This is a genomic window from Rathayibacter rathayi, from assembly GCF_004011095.1.
Taxonomy (GTDB): domain Bacteria; phylum Actinomycetota; class Actinomycetes; order Actinomycetales; family Microbacteriaceae; genus Rathayibacter; species Rathayibacter rathayi.
On record NZ_CP028129.1, the window covers coordinates 1,741,326 to 1,756,707 of the forward strand.

Here is a 15,382-nt window from a genome sequence, read left to right on the forward strand (position 1 = left end):
CGGTCACAACGCCTCCCAGGTCGTCGCGGTCGCACCCCGGAAGCGCTCGCGCGGAGCAGGCGGCGCCGGGTCTGGATCATGGTGCAGCCGAGGCATCGCGAGGCGCCGTCGACCGAACCGCATACAGCCTATGGGCAAAGTTCGGGCACTGTGACATTGCCCAGCGCTGGGGTGACGCCTTTGTCGCATCCCGCCACGATCGAGGTGACGAGCGCTCAGAGACCGCCGGCCAGGCGCTCGACAACCGCGTCGATCCGCTCGTCGGACGCCGTCAGCGACAGGCGCACATGTTCGGGGAAGCCGTCACCGTAGAAGACGCCGGGGCCGGCCAGGATGCCGACCCGGGCTAGTCGCTCGATGGACTCCCAGGCAGGACGCCCCTCGGTGACCCACAGATACAGACCCGCCTCGCTGCGATCGACCCGGAAGCCCGCGGACTCGAGGGCGGGGCGAAGCCGGTCGCGTCGGGAGCGGTACCGCTGCTTCTGCACGGCGACGTGCTCGTCGTCGGCGAGGGCGACGACCATCGCCTCCTGAAGCGGACCAGGGACGATCATGCCTGCGTGCTTGCGGACAGTGACCAGGCGCGCGATCAATGCCGCGTCGCCGGCCACAAACGCGGCGCGATAGCCGGCGAGATTCGACTGCTTGCTGAGCGAGTACACGCCGAGGACGCCCGAACGATCCTCCCCCGCGACGCGCGGGTCGAGGACGCTGGGGATCGGCTCCTGGGCCCAGCGGCCGTCCCAGCCGAGCTCGGCGTAGCACTCGTCGCCCGCGACGACGGCGCCCAGCTCCCGCGCCCTCACCACCGCGCGCTGCAGCGCGGGCACGTCGAGCACGGCGCCGTCGGGGTTCCCGGGAGAGTTCAGCCAGACCATACGGGTCGCCTCCGGCCACTCGTCGGGGTCGTCGGAGGCGAGCGCCTCGGCTCCCGCGATCGCCGCCCCCATCGCGTAGGTCGGGTAAGCGGCACGCGGATGCACGACCACGTCGCCCTCACCGAAGCCGAGGAGGAAGGGCAGCCAGGCAACGAGCTCCTTCGAGCCGATCGTCGGCAGCACCTCGTCGATGCGCAGACCCGGGACTCCCCGACGCCGCGCATACCAGGCCGCGATCGCCTCGCGCAGGGCGGGTGAGCCCACGGTCGTGGGGTAGGCGTGGGAGTCGGTGGCGCGGGCCAGGGCATCGCGGATCGGGTCGGGTGTCGGGTCGACCGGCGAGCCGATCGAGAGGTCGACGATTCCGCCGGGGTGCTCCGCCGCCGTCCGGGCGAAGGGCGCCATCAGGTCCCAGGGGTAGTCGGGTAGCGCGCCGAGGGACACGGGGCGGCCTCAGTGATTCTGCGGAGGGAGCGCCGCGACGACCGGGTGGTCCTTCGCGATCACGCCGACCTTGGCGGCACCGCCCGGGGAGCCGAGCTCGTCGAAGAACTCGACGTTGGCCTTGTAGTAGTCCGACCACTGCTCGGGGAGGTCATCCTCGTAGTAGATCGCCTCGACGGGACACACCGGCTCACAGGCACCGCAGTCGACGCACTCGTCGGGGTGGATGTAGAGCGAGCGCTCGCCTTCGTAGATGCAATCGACCGGGCACTCATCAATACAGGCGCGGTCTTTGACATCGACGCACGGAAGTGCGATCACGTAGGTCACGGTGCTCCAGATCCCTTCGAACAGTGTGTCTATCGTACGGGGGCCGACAAGGAGTCGGCGTCCGCGAGCTGCTCAGCGGCGGGCGCGACGGCGCGCAACCGCGGCCAGGCGATCACGACCAGGGCGATCAGCGCGGGGAGGAAGGTCCAGGCCACGCCGAGGCCGTTGGCGGGGATGAGCACGGAGCCGCCGGCGCTGCGCAGCGCGAGCAGCCCGATCATCCCGAGCAGCCCCATCGCGGTGCAGAATGCGACGAAGCGGTCGATGAGCACGAGCCGCAGCCCGAGGAGAAGCAGCAGCACGCCGGCAAGGGAGGCGGCGAGACCGAGCGGGACCACGACCGATCCGATCGAGACAATGCTCTGGTGCGCCACCGTGGTGATCGCTCCGACGACTGCCCCGACCAGGACGCCGATGACTCCGGACAGCGCGCGCGAGGCGAGCGTCGGTCGCTCCTGCGCGGGCACAGCCGGACGGATCGGCGCCGTGCTCGGGCGGAAGCGCTCGACGCGGCCGATCGGGAACGACGGGCCGCTGGAGAGCCGCGCCTGCTCGCCCTCGACCACCAGCTGCGTGGCGTGCGCCTCGAACGCGGCGCGCTTGCGGGCGAAATCCTCGGCGGTGAGCTCGATCACGATGTCGCCGGGCAGAGAGGGGGTCGCATCGGGCAGGACGGCGAGCAGACGCAGGCCGAGCAGCTCCGCAGCGCGCTCGGCGACCCGGGCGGTGCGGACGTGGTCCGGGTGACCGTAGCCGCCGCCCGCGTCGTAGGAGAGCACGACGTCGGCGTCGACCTGGCGGAGAACGGCCACGAGGTCGGCCACCTCCTCGTCCTCGGCTGCGGCGGTCAACGAGTCGGGGTGCACGGGCTCGAGCGGAACGGGTACTCGGCCGGGCCCCCACTGCATGCCGGAGTCCCGGTAGAGGCGCGGGGTCAGCCCGGGAGCTCGGGCGCCCTCCTCACCGAGGAAGCGGTGGTCGGCAACGCCGAGCGCGGTCAGCGCGACGACGAGTTCGGTCGTGCGGTGCGCGGCCAGTTCGGCCGAGCCCTCGAGCGGGGCGAGGTCCTCGGGGATGACCTCGCCGCATTCCCCCCGAGTGGCGGTCACGACAGTGACGGACGCACCCTGTGCCGTCAATCGCGCCAGTGTCCCGCCCATAGTGATCGTCTCGTCATCGGGGTGGGCGTGCACCGCCACCACCCGCTCCGCTGCTGCGTCCCGGCCCGCGTCCACTCTCTGCCTCTCGTCCCGCGCGGCCTCCGCCGCGCCGCGCTTCTGGACAGCGACCCGGCGGCGGACTACAGTCGACCCGGGTTAGGCAAGGCTTACCGAACACGGAGTCCCGCCGACCAGATCGACTCGGGGCGGAGTCGCCCCCTCCTCGTCCACCATCGACCAAGAGAACACGCGTGCTCGCAAACTACCTCATCGGCCTCCGCGAAGGCCTCGAAGCCGGCCTCGTCGTCGGCATCCTCGTGGCCTATCTGACCAAGCTCGGTCGGCGCGACGTGCTGCCGCGGCTCTGGGTAGGGATCGCCGCAGCCGTCGTGATCTCCCTCACGACCGGCGCGATCCTCACCTGGGGGCCCTCGACCCTCTCCTTCCAGGCGCAGGAGCTGATCGGCGGCGGCCTCTCGATTCTCGCGGTCGGCCTGGTCACCTGGATGATCTTCTGGATGGGCGCGAACGCCCGCAGCCTCAAGGGAGAGCTGGAGTCCAAGCTCGACGGCGCGATCTCCGGCTCGGCGCTGGGGATCGTCGCCATCGGATTCATCAGCGTCGGCCGCGAGGGCATCGAGACAGCGCTGTTCGTCTGGGCGAGCGTGTCCTCGAGCACCGCGGCCTCCAGCTCGAATGCGTGGGCGGGCACGATCAACGCCCTACTCGGCATTCTCAGCTCCATCGTGATGTCGTACCTGATCTTCCGAGGCTTCGTGCGGATCGACCTCGGCCGCTTCTTCACCTGGACGGGCGCCTTCCTCATCCTGGTGGCGGCCGGCGTGCTCTCGTACGGAGTCGGCGACCTGCAGGAGGCGTCGCTGCTGCCCGGCTGGGGTGCCGCGCTGTTCTCGCTCGGCCCGATCTTCCCGCCGTCCGTGACCGCCGTGCTCGGCGGCCTGTTCAACTACACCCCCGAGCCGACGGCCCTGCAGTTCGTGGTCTGGTTGCTCTACCTCGTCATCGTCGGCGGCCTCTTCGTCCGCCAGGTCCGCCGCCGCGGTCCCCGACGGGGCAGCGCGGACCCGGTCGCGGCTCCCGCTTCCACCTCCGTCTGACCCCGTCCAGCCCCTGTTCGTCCCACTCCCACGACCTGCTCCGGCCCCGCCGATGCATCCGCCCCGATCCCAGGAGAAGCATGTCCTCGCGCGCTCGTCCCACCCTCCCTCGCATCACCCTCGGCCTGGCCGGAGCGGGCGCCTTGGCGCTCCTTCTGACGGGGTGCGTGCCGAACACCCCCGCGTCCTCCTCCGCCGCGCTCGACGTCGCGATCGGAGACGAGGCGTGCGAGGTCTCGGCGGCCACCGCCGAAGCGGGTGCCGTGACGTTCACGCTGACCAACGGCGGGTCGGACGTCAACGAGTTCGAGATCCTCGCGGAGGACAAGCTGCGGATCGTCGGTGAGAAGGAGAACGTGACCCCCGGGCAGAGCGTCTCGTACGTCGCGCAGTTGGAACCGGGCACATACTACACCGCCTGCAAGTTCCGACAGGTCGGCGCCCCGATCGGCCTCAGCGCGTTCACCGTCACCGGGCAGGCGACCGCGCAGTCGGCCGACGAGAAGGCGGCGACGCAGGCGGCGGTCACCAACTACGTCTCGTATGTGAAGTCGCAGGTCGGCGAGTTGCTTCCCGCGGTTGCCGACTTCGCGCAGGCCTACGAGTCGGGCGACGACGAGAAGGCACGCAGCCTCTTCGCCTCCACTCGCGTCTTCTACGAGCGCATCGAGCCGACCGCTGAGGCGTTCGGCGATCTCGACCCGCGCATCGACTACCGCGAGGTCGACGCGGTCGCTGAGGGCCTGGACTGGACCGGCTTCCACCGCATCGAGAAAGACCTCTGGGTCCCCGCGGACGGCGCGCTCAACTCGGACGGCACGAGCGCCCTCCTCGAGTGGGCCCCCTCCACGGCCGAGCAGCGCGCCCAGTTCGGCCAGGGGCTCGTCGCGGATGTGCAGAGCCTCGCCGACCTCGTCAACGCCCCCGACTTCACCGTTTCGGTGGGCGAGATCTCGAACGGCGCCATTGGCCTACTCGACGAGGTCGCCGCCGGCAAGATCACCGGCGAGGAGGACTGGTGGTCGAGCACCGATCTCACCGACTTCGCCGCCAACGTGCAGGGCGCGCAAGTGGCCTTCGGCAACGTGGAGCCGATCGCGACCGCCAGCGGTGACGCCGGGGCGGGGCTCACCGCGCAGATCACACAGCGCTTCTCGGAGCTGGACGCCAGCCTCGCCCAGTACGGCTCCATCGACTCCGGCTTCGTCGCCTACTCGACCCTGACCGCGGAACAGAAGAAAGAGCTGTCGGACCAGGTGAACGCTCTCTCCGAGCCGCTCTCGCAGCTCACCCACACGGTCCTCGGTGTCCAGGAGCCGACGGCGGAGTGAACGCCGAGCAGCACCCCGATCCCGCGTCCGAGCGCTCCGCCGACCACCAGAACGAGCAGCCCGCCGAGCAGCCCCACCGCCTCTCGCGGCGCGGGCTGCTCGGCCTCGTCTCGGCGGGTACCGCGGGCCTGGCCGCCGGAGTCGGCGGGACGCTCGCCGCGACCTCCTCCGCCGGCGCGACCGCACCCTCCCCCGCGCGCACCGTGCCGTTCTTCGGCGCGAACCAGGCGGGGATCACCACTGCGGCGCAGGACCGTCTGCATTTCGCCGCCTTCGACCTCGCCGCGGGCAGCACTCGCGAGGACCTGATCGAGCTGTTACAGGACTGGACGCTCGCCGCTTCGCGGATGACCCAGGGGCTCGAGGTGGGCGACACCGGCGCGGTGGGCGGAGCGGACACCGCGCCTCCCGAGGACACCGGGGAGGCGCTCGGGCTCGACGCGGCCTCGCTCACCGTCACCGTCGGCTTCGGCCCGACGCTCTTCACCGACGAGTCCGGTGCCGACCGCTTCGGCCTGGCCGACCGCCGCCCTCCGCAGCTGCGGGCCCTACCCCGCTTCCGCGGTGATGCGCTCGTGCCCGCGGCCGGTGGCGGCGACCTCTGCATTCAGGCCTGCGCCGACGACCCGCAGGTTGCCGTGCACGCCATCCGTAATCTGAGCCGCATCGCGTTCGGGCGCGCCTCGCTCCGCTGGTCGCAGCTCGGCTTCGGCCGCACCTCCTCGACCTCAACCGCCCAGGCGACCCCGCGGAACCTGTTCGGCTTCAAGGACGGCACCGCGAACGTGAAGTCCGAGGAGGCCGACGCCGTGCAGGAGCACGTCTGGGTGTCCTCCGCCGACGGCCCGGGGTGGATGGCCGGCGGCAGCTACCTGGTTGCGCGGAAAATCCGGATGATCATCGAGACCTGGGACCGCAGCCAGCTCGGCGAGCAGGAGCGGGTCATCGGACGCAGCAAGGGCTCCGGCGCCCCGCTCTCGGGCGGCGCGGAGTTCGCCGAGCCAGACTTCGCGGCGGCCGGAGCGACCGGCGCTCCCCTGATCGACAAGGAGTCGCATGTGCGCCTCGCGCATCCCAGCGTGAACAATGGTGTACGGCTCCTGCGCCGCGGCTACAACTTCGTCGACGGCAACGACGAGCTCGGCCGCTTAAATGCGGGGCTGTTCTTCCTCTCCTTCCAGCGCTCACCGGAGCAATTCATCGCTGTCCAGCGCAACCTCGCGATTGATGCGCTGAACGAGTACGTCAAACATGTGGGCTCGGCCGTGTTCGCGGTACCGCCCGGCGCTCGGGACGAGAGCGACTTCCTCGGCTCGGGCCTTTTCGTCTGACCCCTCGTTCTGGCACCCCTCGTTCTGGCACCCTGAGAGGATCCGCACGCCGTCCCAGGATTCAGCGGGCGTGCTCCTCGGCGGCCCATAGCCTGCGCGCGTACCGTCGCCCGTGATGTCCGGAAACAGTGCGAGAAACGGTCTGACCAAACGCGAGCGCCAGGAGCTCGCCCGTGCCGAGGCGCGGGAGCGCCGCGAGACGGAGAGGCGCAAGCGGCGCCGGAACCGTCTGCTCGGGTACGGCGGAGTCGTGGTCGGGCTGCTCGCCGTGGTGGCGCTGGTGTGCTGGAACATCTGGTCGCAGCAGGAGGTCGCGACCGCCGGTCCCGCCAATATGCTCAGCGACGGCATCGTACTCACGGGCGACACGTCGGCCGTGACGGTGAAGACGACCGCCGGGATCGCTCCGGAGGCCTCGCCCGTACCGACCGACGAGAGCGCGACCCGGGCGGGCGGAGTGGTGGCGGTTGACCTTTACGTCGACTACCTCTGCCCCTACTGCAGTCAGTTCGAGAAGACGAACGCCGAGCAGTTGCAGTCGTGGTTGACGGAGGGGGCGATCACGCTCGAGATCCACCCGGTCGCGATTCTCGATTCCTCCTCGGCCGGCTCGGCATACTCCAGTCGCGCGGCGAATGCGGCGGCCTGCGTCGCCGATGAGGATCCCGACCACTTCCTGGCCGTGAACGCGGCGCTCTTCGCGCAGCAGCCGGCCGAGGGGACGACGGGCTTGAGCGACGACGCGCTACGGACGCTCGTGGTCGGGGCGGGAGTGACGAACGACAACGTCCTCGCCTGCATGACCAGCGGCGAATTCCGCCCGTGGGTGACGGCCGCCACCACGCGAGCAACGACCCAGCCGGTGCCGAACTCGTCGCTGGCGAAGCTCGCCTCGACACCGACCGTCCTGGTCAACGCTCAGCAGTACACGGGGAAGCCCGACGACGCGTCGGCGTTCGCCTCGTTCATCAGCTCGACGCTCGAAGCCGAGTCCAGCGCCGAGTCGCCGTCGCCGACTCCAGCGGGCTGACGCCGCGGTCAGGAGGCGCAGACGACGAGACCGGCCGGAGCGATGCTCCGGCCGGTCTCGTCGTCTGCGGGCGCCGGGGCGCCCGGGGCTCAGCCCTGCTTCTTGAGGCGGCTCGTCATCCGCGCGCGGGCGTTCGCGTCGAGCTCGACCTTGCGGATACGGACGACCTCGGGGGTCACCTCGACGCACTCGTCCTCACGGGCGAACTCGAGGCACTCCTCGAGGGTCAGCTGGCGCGACGGAGTCATCGACTCGAACGTGTCGGAGGTGGACTGACGCATGTTCGTCAGCTTCTTCTCCTTAGTGATGTTCACGTCCATATCGTCGTTGCGCGAGTTCTCGCCGATCACCATGCCCTCGTAGACCTCCTCCGTCGGGTTCACGAAGAAGGTCATCCGCTCCTGGAGCGCGATGATAGCGAACGGGGTCACCACGCCGTTGCGGTCCGCTACGATCGAGCCGTTGTTGCGGGTGACGATGGCGCCCGCCCACGGCTCGTAGCCGTGCAAGATGGCGTTCGCGATGCCGGTGCCACGGGTGGTGGTGAGGAACTCGGTGCGGAAGCCGATCAGGCCGCGCGAGGGGACGATGAACTCCATCCGCACCCAGCCGGTGCCGTGGTTCGACATGCCGTCCATGCGGCCCTTGCGGGCGGCGAGGAGCTGGGTGATCGCGCCGAGATACTCCTCCGGAGCGTCGATCGTGAGGTGCTCGAAGGGCTCGTGCGTCTTGCCGTCGACCTGGCGGGTGACCACCTGGGGCTTGCCGACGGTCAGCTCGTAGCCCTCGCGGCGCATCTGCTCGACGAGGATGGCCAGCGCGAGCTCGCCGCGGCCCTGAACCTCCCACGAGTCGGGGCGTCCGATGTCGACGATCTTGAGCGACACGTTTCCGATGAGCTCGCGGTCGAGGCGGTCCTTGACCATGCGCGCCGTGAGCTTGTGACCCTTGACCTTGCCGACCAGCGGCGAGGTGTTGGTGCCGATGGTCATCGAGATCGCCGGGTCGTCGACCGTGATGGCGGGCAGCGGGCGGATGTCCTCGGGGTCGGCGATGGTCTCGCCGATGGTGATCTCGGGGAAGCCCGCGATCGCCACGATGTCGCCGGGCCCGGCCGACTCCGCCGGGTAGCGATCGAGCGCCTTGGTGATCAACAGCTCGGTGATGCGTGCGTTGGTGTGGGAGCCGTCGTGGTGGACCCACGCGACCGTCTGGCCCTTCTTGATCGTGCCGTTGAAGACGCGGAGGAGGGCGAGGCGGCCGAGGAACGGCGAGGCGTCGAGGTTGGTGACGTGGGCCTGGAGGGGCGCCTCGTCGTCATAGGTGGGCGCCGGGATGTGCTTGAGGATGGCCTCGAACAGCGGCTCCAGGTCCTCGGCGTCCGGCAGCGAGCCGTCCTCGGGCTTGTTCGCCGAGGCGCGGCCGGCCTTGCCGGAGGCGTAAACCACGGGGACGTCGAGGATCGCGTCGAGGTCGAGGTCCGGCACGTCGTCGGCCATGTCGGAGGCGAGGCCGAGGAGCAGATCCTGGCTCTCGGCGACGACCTCGTCGATGCGCGCGTCGGGGCGGTCGGTCTTGTTGACCAGAAGGATGACGGGCAGCTTCGCCTCGAGCGCCTTGCGCAGCACGAAGCGGGTCTGCGGCAGCGGGCCCTCCGACGCGTCGACGAGGAGGCAGACGCCGTCGACCATCGACAAGCCGCGCTCGACCTCGCCGCCGAAGTCAGCGTGGCCGGGGGTGTCGATGACGTTGATGGTGATGGGACCGTCGCTCGCGTGCTTGCCGCTGTAGGAGACAGCGGTGTTCTTCGCGAGGATCGTGATGCCCTTCTCGCGCTCGAGTTCGTTCGAGTCCATCGCGCGCTCGTCGACGTGGGCGTGCGCGTCGAAGGAGTTCGTCTGCTTGAGCATGGCGTCGACCAGCGTGGTCTTGCCATGATCGACGTGGGCGACGATCGCGACGTTGCGCAGGTCTGAGCGGGTGGCACTTGCCATGAATACGGACTCGTCTCGTGTTCTCGTGCAAAAAGGGGACCATCCATCGTACCGCAGCGAGGCGTCCGCACGGCGAAGGGCCCCGGATCCCCGCTCGCAACGGCCCTGTGCAGGGCGTTCCGAGTGGGGCCGGGGCCCGTGGATCCGTCGATCAGACCGCGAACTCGATGCCGGCGCCCGGGATGGCGTCGAGCAGCTCGCGGGTGTACTCCTGCTGCGGCGAGTCGAACACGGTGTCCGTCGGGGCGTGCTCGACGATTCGACCCTTCTGCATCACACAGACGTCGTCGGCGATCACGCGGACCACCGCCAGGTCGTGCGTGATGAACAGGTAGGTGAGCCCGAGCTCCGCCTGAAGATCGGCGAGGAGGCGGAGGATCTGCGCTTGGACGAGGACGTCCAGGGCCGACACCGCTTCGTCGAGCACCACGATCTCCGGCTTCAGCGCGAGCGCGCGGGCAATCGCCACGCGCTGGCGCTGACCGCCGGAGAGTTCGTTCGGGTACCGGCTCGCGATCACGCGCGGGAGGGACACCTGATCGAGCAGCTCGAGGACCCGCTCGCGCTGCGAGCTCCGGTCGCCGACCTTGTGCACCCGCAGCGGCTCCGAGATGGTGTTGCCGATGTTATACAGCGGGTCGAGCGAGCCGTACGGATCCTGGAACACCGGCTGCATCGAGCGACGCAGCGCCAGCATCTCGCGGCCCTTGAGCTTCTCGGTCCGGCGGCCGGCGATCGAGATCGCTCCGGACGTCGCCGTCTCGAGCCCCAGCACGAGGCGGGCGATGGTCGACTTGCCCGAGCCGGACTCGCCGACCAGCGCCGTGGTGGTGCCCTTCGGGATCGAAAACGACACGTCATCGACGGCCGTGAAGTCCTCGGCCTTCAACCCGCCGCGACGGATCTTGAAGACCTTGGTCAGGCCGTCGACCTCGATCATCGGGGCACCCGACACGACAGCGCCGCCGTGGTGCGCGGCACCCGCGCCGACTAGGTCGACCTCCCGGACCGCCGCCGACTCACCGGGGATCGTCTGCGTGGCCTGACCAGCCGTGGACTGGATCCGGCGCGACGCGAGGCTCGGCGCCGCCGCGATCAGGCGCTGCGTGTAGGGGTGCTGCGGGTTCTGCAGCACCTCCACCGAGGCGCCGGACTCGACGATGCGCCCCTTGTACATGACGATGAGCTTCTCGGCGCGCTCGGCGGCCAGACCCAGGTCGTGCGTGATGAAGAGCAGAGCGGTGCCGTCGGTCTTCGTCAGCGTCTCGAGATGGTCGAGGATGCGGCGCTGCACCGTGACGTCGAGCGCCGAGGTGGGCTCGTCCGCGATCAGCAGCTGCGGGGCCGCGGCCAGGCCGATGCCGATCAGCACTCGCTGGCGCATGCCTCCGGAGAACTGGTGCGGGAACTGCTTGAGCCGCTTCTCGGCGTCTGCGAGACCCGCGTTCTGCAGGACCTCGATCGCCTTAGCGCGCACCTCCTTGCGGCCGCTCGCGAGGCCGTTGGCCTTGATCGTCTCCTCGACCTGGAAGCCGACGGTCCATACTGGGTTGAGGTTGGACATCGGGTCCTGCGGCACGTAGCCGATGCGACGGCCGCGGATGTCCTCCAGCTCGGTCCTCGTCGCCTTCGCGAGGTCCTTACCGTCGAACAGCACGGAGCCGCCGGTCACCTGACCGGTGCCGGGGAGCAGGCCGATGATCGCGGCGGCGGTCGTCGATTTGCCAGAGCCCGACTCCCCCACGATCGCGACGGTCTGGCCGTACTCGATCGTGAGGCTCACGCCGCGCAGGGCGGGGACCAGGCCGCTGCCGGTCTGGAAGCCGACCTCGAGGTCGGTGACCTCGAGCAGGGGCCCGTGCGAAGGATTTGGTGTCGTCGCGGTCATCGGAGGGCCCTCGCCTTCGGGTCGAGCGCGTCGCGGAGCGACTCGCCGAGGAGGATGAAGCTCAGCACCGTCACCGTCAGGGCAATCGACGGATAGATCAACGTCTGCGGGTTGGTGCGCAGGTCGCGCTGCGCCTGGCTGATGTCATTGCCCCAGGACATCACGGAGCCGGGCAGGCCGACGCCGAGGAAGGACAGCGTCGCTTCCGCGGTGATGGCCGCACCGAGCGAGATCGTCGTGACCACGATCACGGGGGCGATCGAGTTCGGCAGGACGTGCCGGAACAGGATGGCCATGCGCGAGAGGCCGGTCGCGGTCGCGGCGCCGACGAAGTCGGACTGCTTCACGCGCAGAACCTCGGAGCGCAGGACACGCGCCGTCGTCGGCCACGCGAACGCGCCGATCGCCAGGGCGATGACGAACACGTTCCGGTGCTCGGAGAACACGGACATGATGACGACCGCGGCGAGGATGTAGGGGATCGAGAAAAAGATGTCGCCCAGGCGCATGATCACGGTGTCGACCCAGCCGCCGAAGAAGCCGGCCAGTGCACCGCCGATGACCCCGGACATCGTCGTGATGACGATCACGATCAGGCCGACGGTCAGCGAGGTGGACGTGCCGTGGATGATCCGCGAGAACACGTCGCACCCCTGCTTGGTATAGCCGAGCAGGCTGCCGTCGCCGGGGCCCTGGTTGCTGAACGAAAGCGCGCACTGCCGCGGGTCCACCGAGGTGAACAGGCCCGGGAAGAGCGCGACCGCGATCACGACGAGGATCAGGACGCCAGAGATCCAGAACATCGGGCGCTTGCGCAGATCCCGCCACGCATCGGTCCACAGGTTGCTCGGCTTCTCGTCGAGGCTGACCGCGTCGACCGACGCGATCGGCGTCTCCTCGAGCGGCGCCACGAAGTGGTCGATGCGGCGGGCCTTCTGCGCGCCGCCGGTGAACTCATTTGGCATAGCGGATCCTCGGGTCGAGTACGGCGTAGAGCAGGTCGACGAGGATGTTCACCACGAGGTAGAACAGCACCATGACCGTGACGAAGGAGACGACGGTCGGTCGCTCCCCTCGGATGATCGCCTGGTAGAGCGTGTTCCCGACTCCGGGAACGTTGAAGATGCCCTCGGTCACGGTCGCGCCGACGATCAGGAGGCCGAAGTCGGCTCCGAACTGCGTGGTGACCGGGATGAGCGAGTTGCGCAGGACGTGCACGGGGATGACGCGGCGTCGCGAGAGCCCCTTGCTGTACGCGGTGCGCACGAAGTCCGAGCCGGCCGTCTCGATGACCGAGCCGCGCGTGAGGCGGATAGCCGAGGCGACCACGAACAGGGCCAGCACGATCGCGGGCAGTAGCAGCCTCTGGAACGACGCGTCGGCTCCGACGGTCGGAGGGAACCACCCCAGCTGGATCGCGAAGAACGACTGCGCGATGAAGCAGAGCACGAAGATCGGCACCGAGACGAGAAGGAGGCTGACGACCAGCGCACTCGCGTCGAAGAAGCTGCCCTTGCGCAGACCACTGATGAGGCCAATGGTCAGCGCGAGAACGATCTCGATGATGATCGCCATCATCGCCAGCGTCAGAGTGACCGGGAAGGTGCGGGCGAGGATCTCGTTGACGGACTGACCCGAGAACGAGATGCCGAAGTCGCCGCGGACGACGCCTCCCAGGTAGTACAGGTACTGCACGAAGAAAGGCTCGTTCAGGTGGTACTGCTCCTCGAGGCGGGCGAGGAGCGCGGGGCTCGGCGTCTTGTCGCCGAAGAGCGACAGGAGCGGGTTCCCCGGCATGGAAAAGACCATGAAGTAGATGAGGAACGTGGTGCCGATGAGCACGGGGACGGCTTGCAGGATGCGTCGGACGATGTAGGCGAGCATGTCAGCCCAGCCGGTTCCGGAGTCGCATGGATGGGGACCTCATTCGATTGTGACCGAAACAGGGCGCTTCGCCCGTGCCGCGACCGGGTGGCCGACAGCACGGGCGAAGCGCCCCAGTGGTTCGAGCTTAGTTCTTAGTGATCTCGTAGTAGAGCGGCACCGAGTTCCAGCCGAACTCGACGTTCGACACGTTCTCGCTGAAGCCACCGGTCACGTTCGCGTACCACAGGGGCAGCGAGGGGAGGTCCTGGAGGAGGATCTCCTGCGCCTGCTGGAACGTCGCGTTCGCAGCGCTGGCGTCGGCGTTCGACAGGCCCTGCTGGACGAGCGCATCGAACTCGGGGTTCGAGTAGTCGCCGTCGTTGGAGGAGCCGCCGGTCACGTACAGGGGGCCGAGGAAATTGTTCAGGCTCGGGTAGTCGGCCTGCCATCCGGTGCGGAACGCGGTCGCGATCGAACGATCGACGATCTTGGTGCGCGCCTCGGCGAAGGTCGGGTACGCGTCGCCCTCAGCGTCGATGCCCAGCGTGTTCTTGATCGAGTTGGTCACCGCGTCGACCCAGCCCTGGTGGCCGCCGTCGGCGTTGTACGCGATCTTGAAGGTGCCGTCCCAGGGGCTGATCGCGTCGGCCTGTGCCCACAGCGCCTTGGCCTCGTCGGGGTTGTACGCGAGCACATCGGCGCCGGAGAGGGCGTCGCTGTAACCGTCGATCACCGGGGAGGTGAAGTCGGAGGCGGGGGTGCGGGTGCCCTCGAAGATCACGTCGGTGATCTCCTTGCGGTCGAAGGACATCGAGATGGCCTGGCGGCGGAGCTTGCCCTCCTCTCCGCCGAAGTGCGCGAGACGCTCCGGGATGGTGAACGACTGGAACACGGCCGAGGGCTGGTTCACGGCGCGGTCGCCGAGGTCACTTTCGAAGGTGCCGAAGGCGGAGTCCGGGATCTGGTCGATGACGTCCACGTTGCCGGCGAGCAGGTCGGCGTAGGAGGCGTCCTGGCTGGCGTAGAAGACGATCTTCAGTCCGCCGTTCTGGACCTTGCGGGGACCGGTGTAGTCCTCGTTCTTGGCCAGCTCGATTTGAACGTCGTGCTGCCAGGCGTTGTCCCCGGCCAGCTTGTAGGGGCCGTTGCCGATCGGGTTCTGGCCGAACGCGGCCAGGTCGTCGAACGCGACGGCGGGGAGCGGGTAGAACGCCGAGTAGCCGAGGCTGATCGGGAAGTCCGACTGCGGGGTCTTCAGCGCCACCGTGAACGAGGTGTCATCGACGACCTTCAGACCGGTCAGCTCGCTGTCCTCGGTGTCGCTGAAGCCCTCGATGTTCGAGAAGAACGAGGAGCTGATCTGATTGTTCGAGAGCTTGGCGCCGTAGTTCCAGGCGTCGATGAACGAGCTGGAGGTGACCGGGTCGCCGTTGGTGAAGGTCAGGCCCGACTTGATCGTGATGGTGTAGTTCTGCGCGTCGCTGGATTTGATGGACTCGGCGACGTCGTTCTTGGGGGCGCCCTTGGCGTCATAGTAGACCAGGCCCGCGAAGATCTCGCCGAGGATCTTGCCACCACCAGTCTCGTTGGTGTTTGTCGGGACCAGCGGGTTCTGGGGCTCGGAGCCGTTGGTGGATATGATCGCGGCGGCGTCGCCTCCCGATGCACCCCCGCCCGTGTCGTTCGAGCTGCTGCAGCCGGCCAGGACCAGCGTGCTCGCGGCGACGAGCGCCAGAGCCCCGAATCCGTAACGTCTGATATTCACTAATTCCTCCAGTGATGTGGGGGCGCGCGAGAAGTGGTTTTCCCTGACGCGTGGGGTGCCGTGCGCGTGGCGACGGCGGCGGCGGCGCACGAGACTGGTGGCCGTCGCGCGGATGCCGTGTTCGAGACTATGTATTCATGCGCTATCTGCACAAAAGCAGGTGACAACCGTTACACAGCGGTAACAGGGAGGTGGAATCCTTGCGTTGCTCTGCAGGAAACCTGCGCGAGAACCGGGTACCGCG

General features: G+C 68.8%; 12 protein-coding genes. 4 read left to right on the plus strand and 8 right to left on the minus strand.

What is annotated here, in order from left to right:
- Positions 1-215: 215 nt before the first annotated feature.
- The 3 genes from dapC to C1O28_RS08515 are packed head-to-tail and all read right to left on the minus strand — an operon-like array spanning position 216 to position 2,890.
- The gene (dapC, locus tag C1O28_RS08505; RefSeq protein WP_097165628.1) at positions 216-1,325 is read right to left on the minus strand and encodes a succinyldiaminopimelate transaminase; all 1,110 of its coding nucleotides are present in this window, start codon (positions 1,323-1,325) and stop codon (positions 216-218) included.
- A 9-nt stretch (positions 1,326-1,334) separates the two neighbouring features.
- Positions 1,335-1,655 (minus strand): ferredoxin, encoded by a 321-nt coding sequence (fdxA, locus tag C1O28_RS08510; RefSeq protein WP_097165627.1) that lies wholly within the window; start codon positions 1,653-1,655, stop codon positions 1,335-1,337.
- Between the two features lie 29 nt (positions 1,656-1,684).
- On the minus strand, positions 1,685-2,890 hold the full coding sequence (locus C1O28_RS08515; protein ID WP_104248418.1) for a PIG-L family deacetylase: 1,206 nt from the start codon (positions 2,888-2,890) through the stop codon (positions 1,685-1,687).
- Positions 2,891-3,066: 176 nt separating this feature from the next.
- Here C1O28_RS08515 and efeU point away from each other — a divergent pair, with 176 nt between their 5' ends.
- From efeU to C1O28_RS08535, 4 genes are all read left to right on the plus strand, one after another.
- Positions 3,067-3,933, plus strand: a complete 867-nt coding sequence (efeU, locus tag C1O28_RS08520; RefSeq protein ID WP_097165625.1) for an iron uptake transporter permease EfeU — start codon at positions 3,067-3,069, stop codon at positions 3,931-3,933.
- 80 nt (positions 3,934-4,013) lie between these two features.
- Positions 4,014-5,264: an iron uptake system protein EfeO gene (gene efeO, locus C1O28_RS08525; RefSeq protein WP_097165624.1), complete on the plus strand. Its 1,251-nt coding sequence runs from the start codon at positions 4,014-4,016 to the stop codon at positions 5,262-5,264.
- Positions 5,261-6,595, plus strand: a complete 1,335-nt coding sequence (efeB, locus tag C1O28_RS08530) for an iron uptake transporter deferrochelatase/peroxidase subunit (RefSeq protein WP_097165623.1) — start codon at positions 5,261-5,263, stop codon at positions 6,593-6,595. The genes efeO and efeB overlap by 4 nt, the downstream gene beginning before the upstream one ends.
- A gap of 115 nt (positions 6,596-6,710) precedes the next feature.
- Positions 6,711-7,625: a DsbA family protein gene (locus C1O28_RS08535; protein WP_097165622.1), complete on the plus strand. Its 915-nt coding sequence runs from the start codon at positions 6,711-6,713 to the stop codon at positions 7,623-7,625.
- Between the two features lie 89 nt (positions 7,626-7,714).
- Here C1O28_RS08535 and typA read toward each other — a convergent pair whose 3' ends face one another.
- The 5 genes from typA to C1O28_RS08560 all read right to left on the minus strand — a co-directional run bounded on the left by typA (position 7,715) and on the right by C1O28_RS08560 (position 15,138).
- The gene (typA, locus tag C1O28_RS08540; protein ID WP_097165621.1) at positions 7,715-9,619 is read right to left on the minus strand and encodes a translational GTPase TypA; all 1,905 of its coding nucleotides are present in this window, start codon (positions 9,617-9,619) and stop codon (positions 7,715-7,717) included.
- Positions 9,620-9,770: 151 nt separating this feature from the next.
- On the minus strand, positions 9,771-11,507 hold the full coding sequence (locus C1O28_RS08545; protein WP_097165620.1) for a dipeptide ABC transporter ATP-binding protein: 1,737 nt from the start codon (positions 11,505-11,507) through the stop codon (positions 9,771-9,773).
- Positions 11,504-12,472: an ABC transporter permease gene (locus C1O28_RS08550; protein WP_097165619.1), complete on the minus strand. Its 969-nt coding sequence runs from the start codon at positions 12,470-12,472 to the stop codon at positions 11,504-11,506. Before C1O28_RS08550 ends, C1O28_RS08545 begins: the two co-directional genes overlap by 4 nt.
- Positions 12,462-13,391 carry an ABC transporter permease gene (locus tag C1O28_RS08555; RefSeq protein WP_097165618.1) on the minus strand — a complete coding sequence of 310 codons (930 nt, stop codon included), beginning with the start codon at positions 13,389-13,391 and terminating at the stop codon, positions 12,462-12,464. Before C1O28_RS08555 ends, C1O28_RS08550 begins: the two co-directional genes overlap by 11 nt.
- Before the next feature lie 127 nt (positions 13,392-13,518).
- Positions 13,519-15,138, minus strand: a complete 1,620-nt coding sequence (locus tag C1O28_RS08560; RefSeq protein ID WP_097165617.1) for a peptide ABC transporter substrate-binding protein — start codon at positions 15,136-15,138, stop codon at positions 13,519-13,521.
- Between the last annotated feature and the right edge of the window lie 244 nt (positions 15,139-15,382).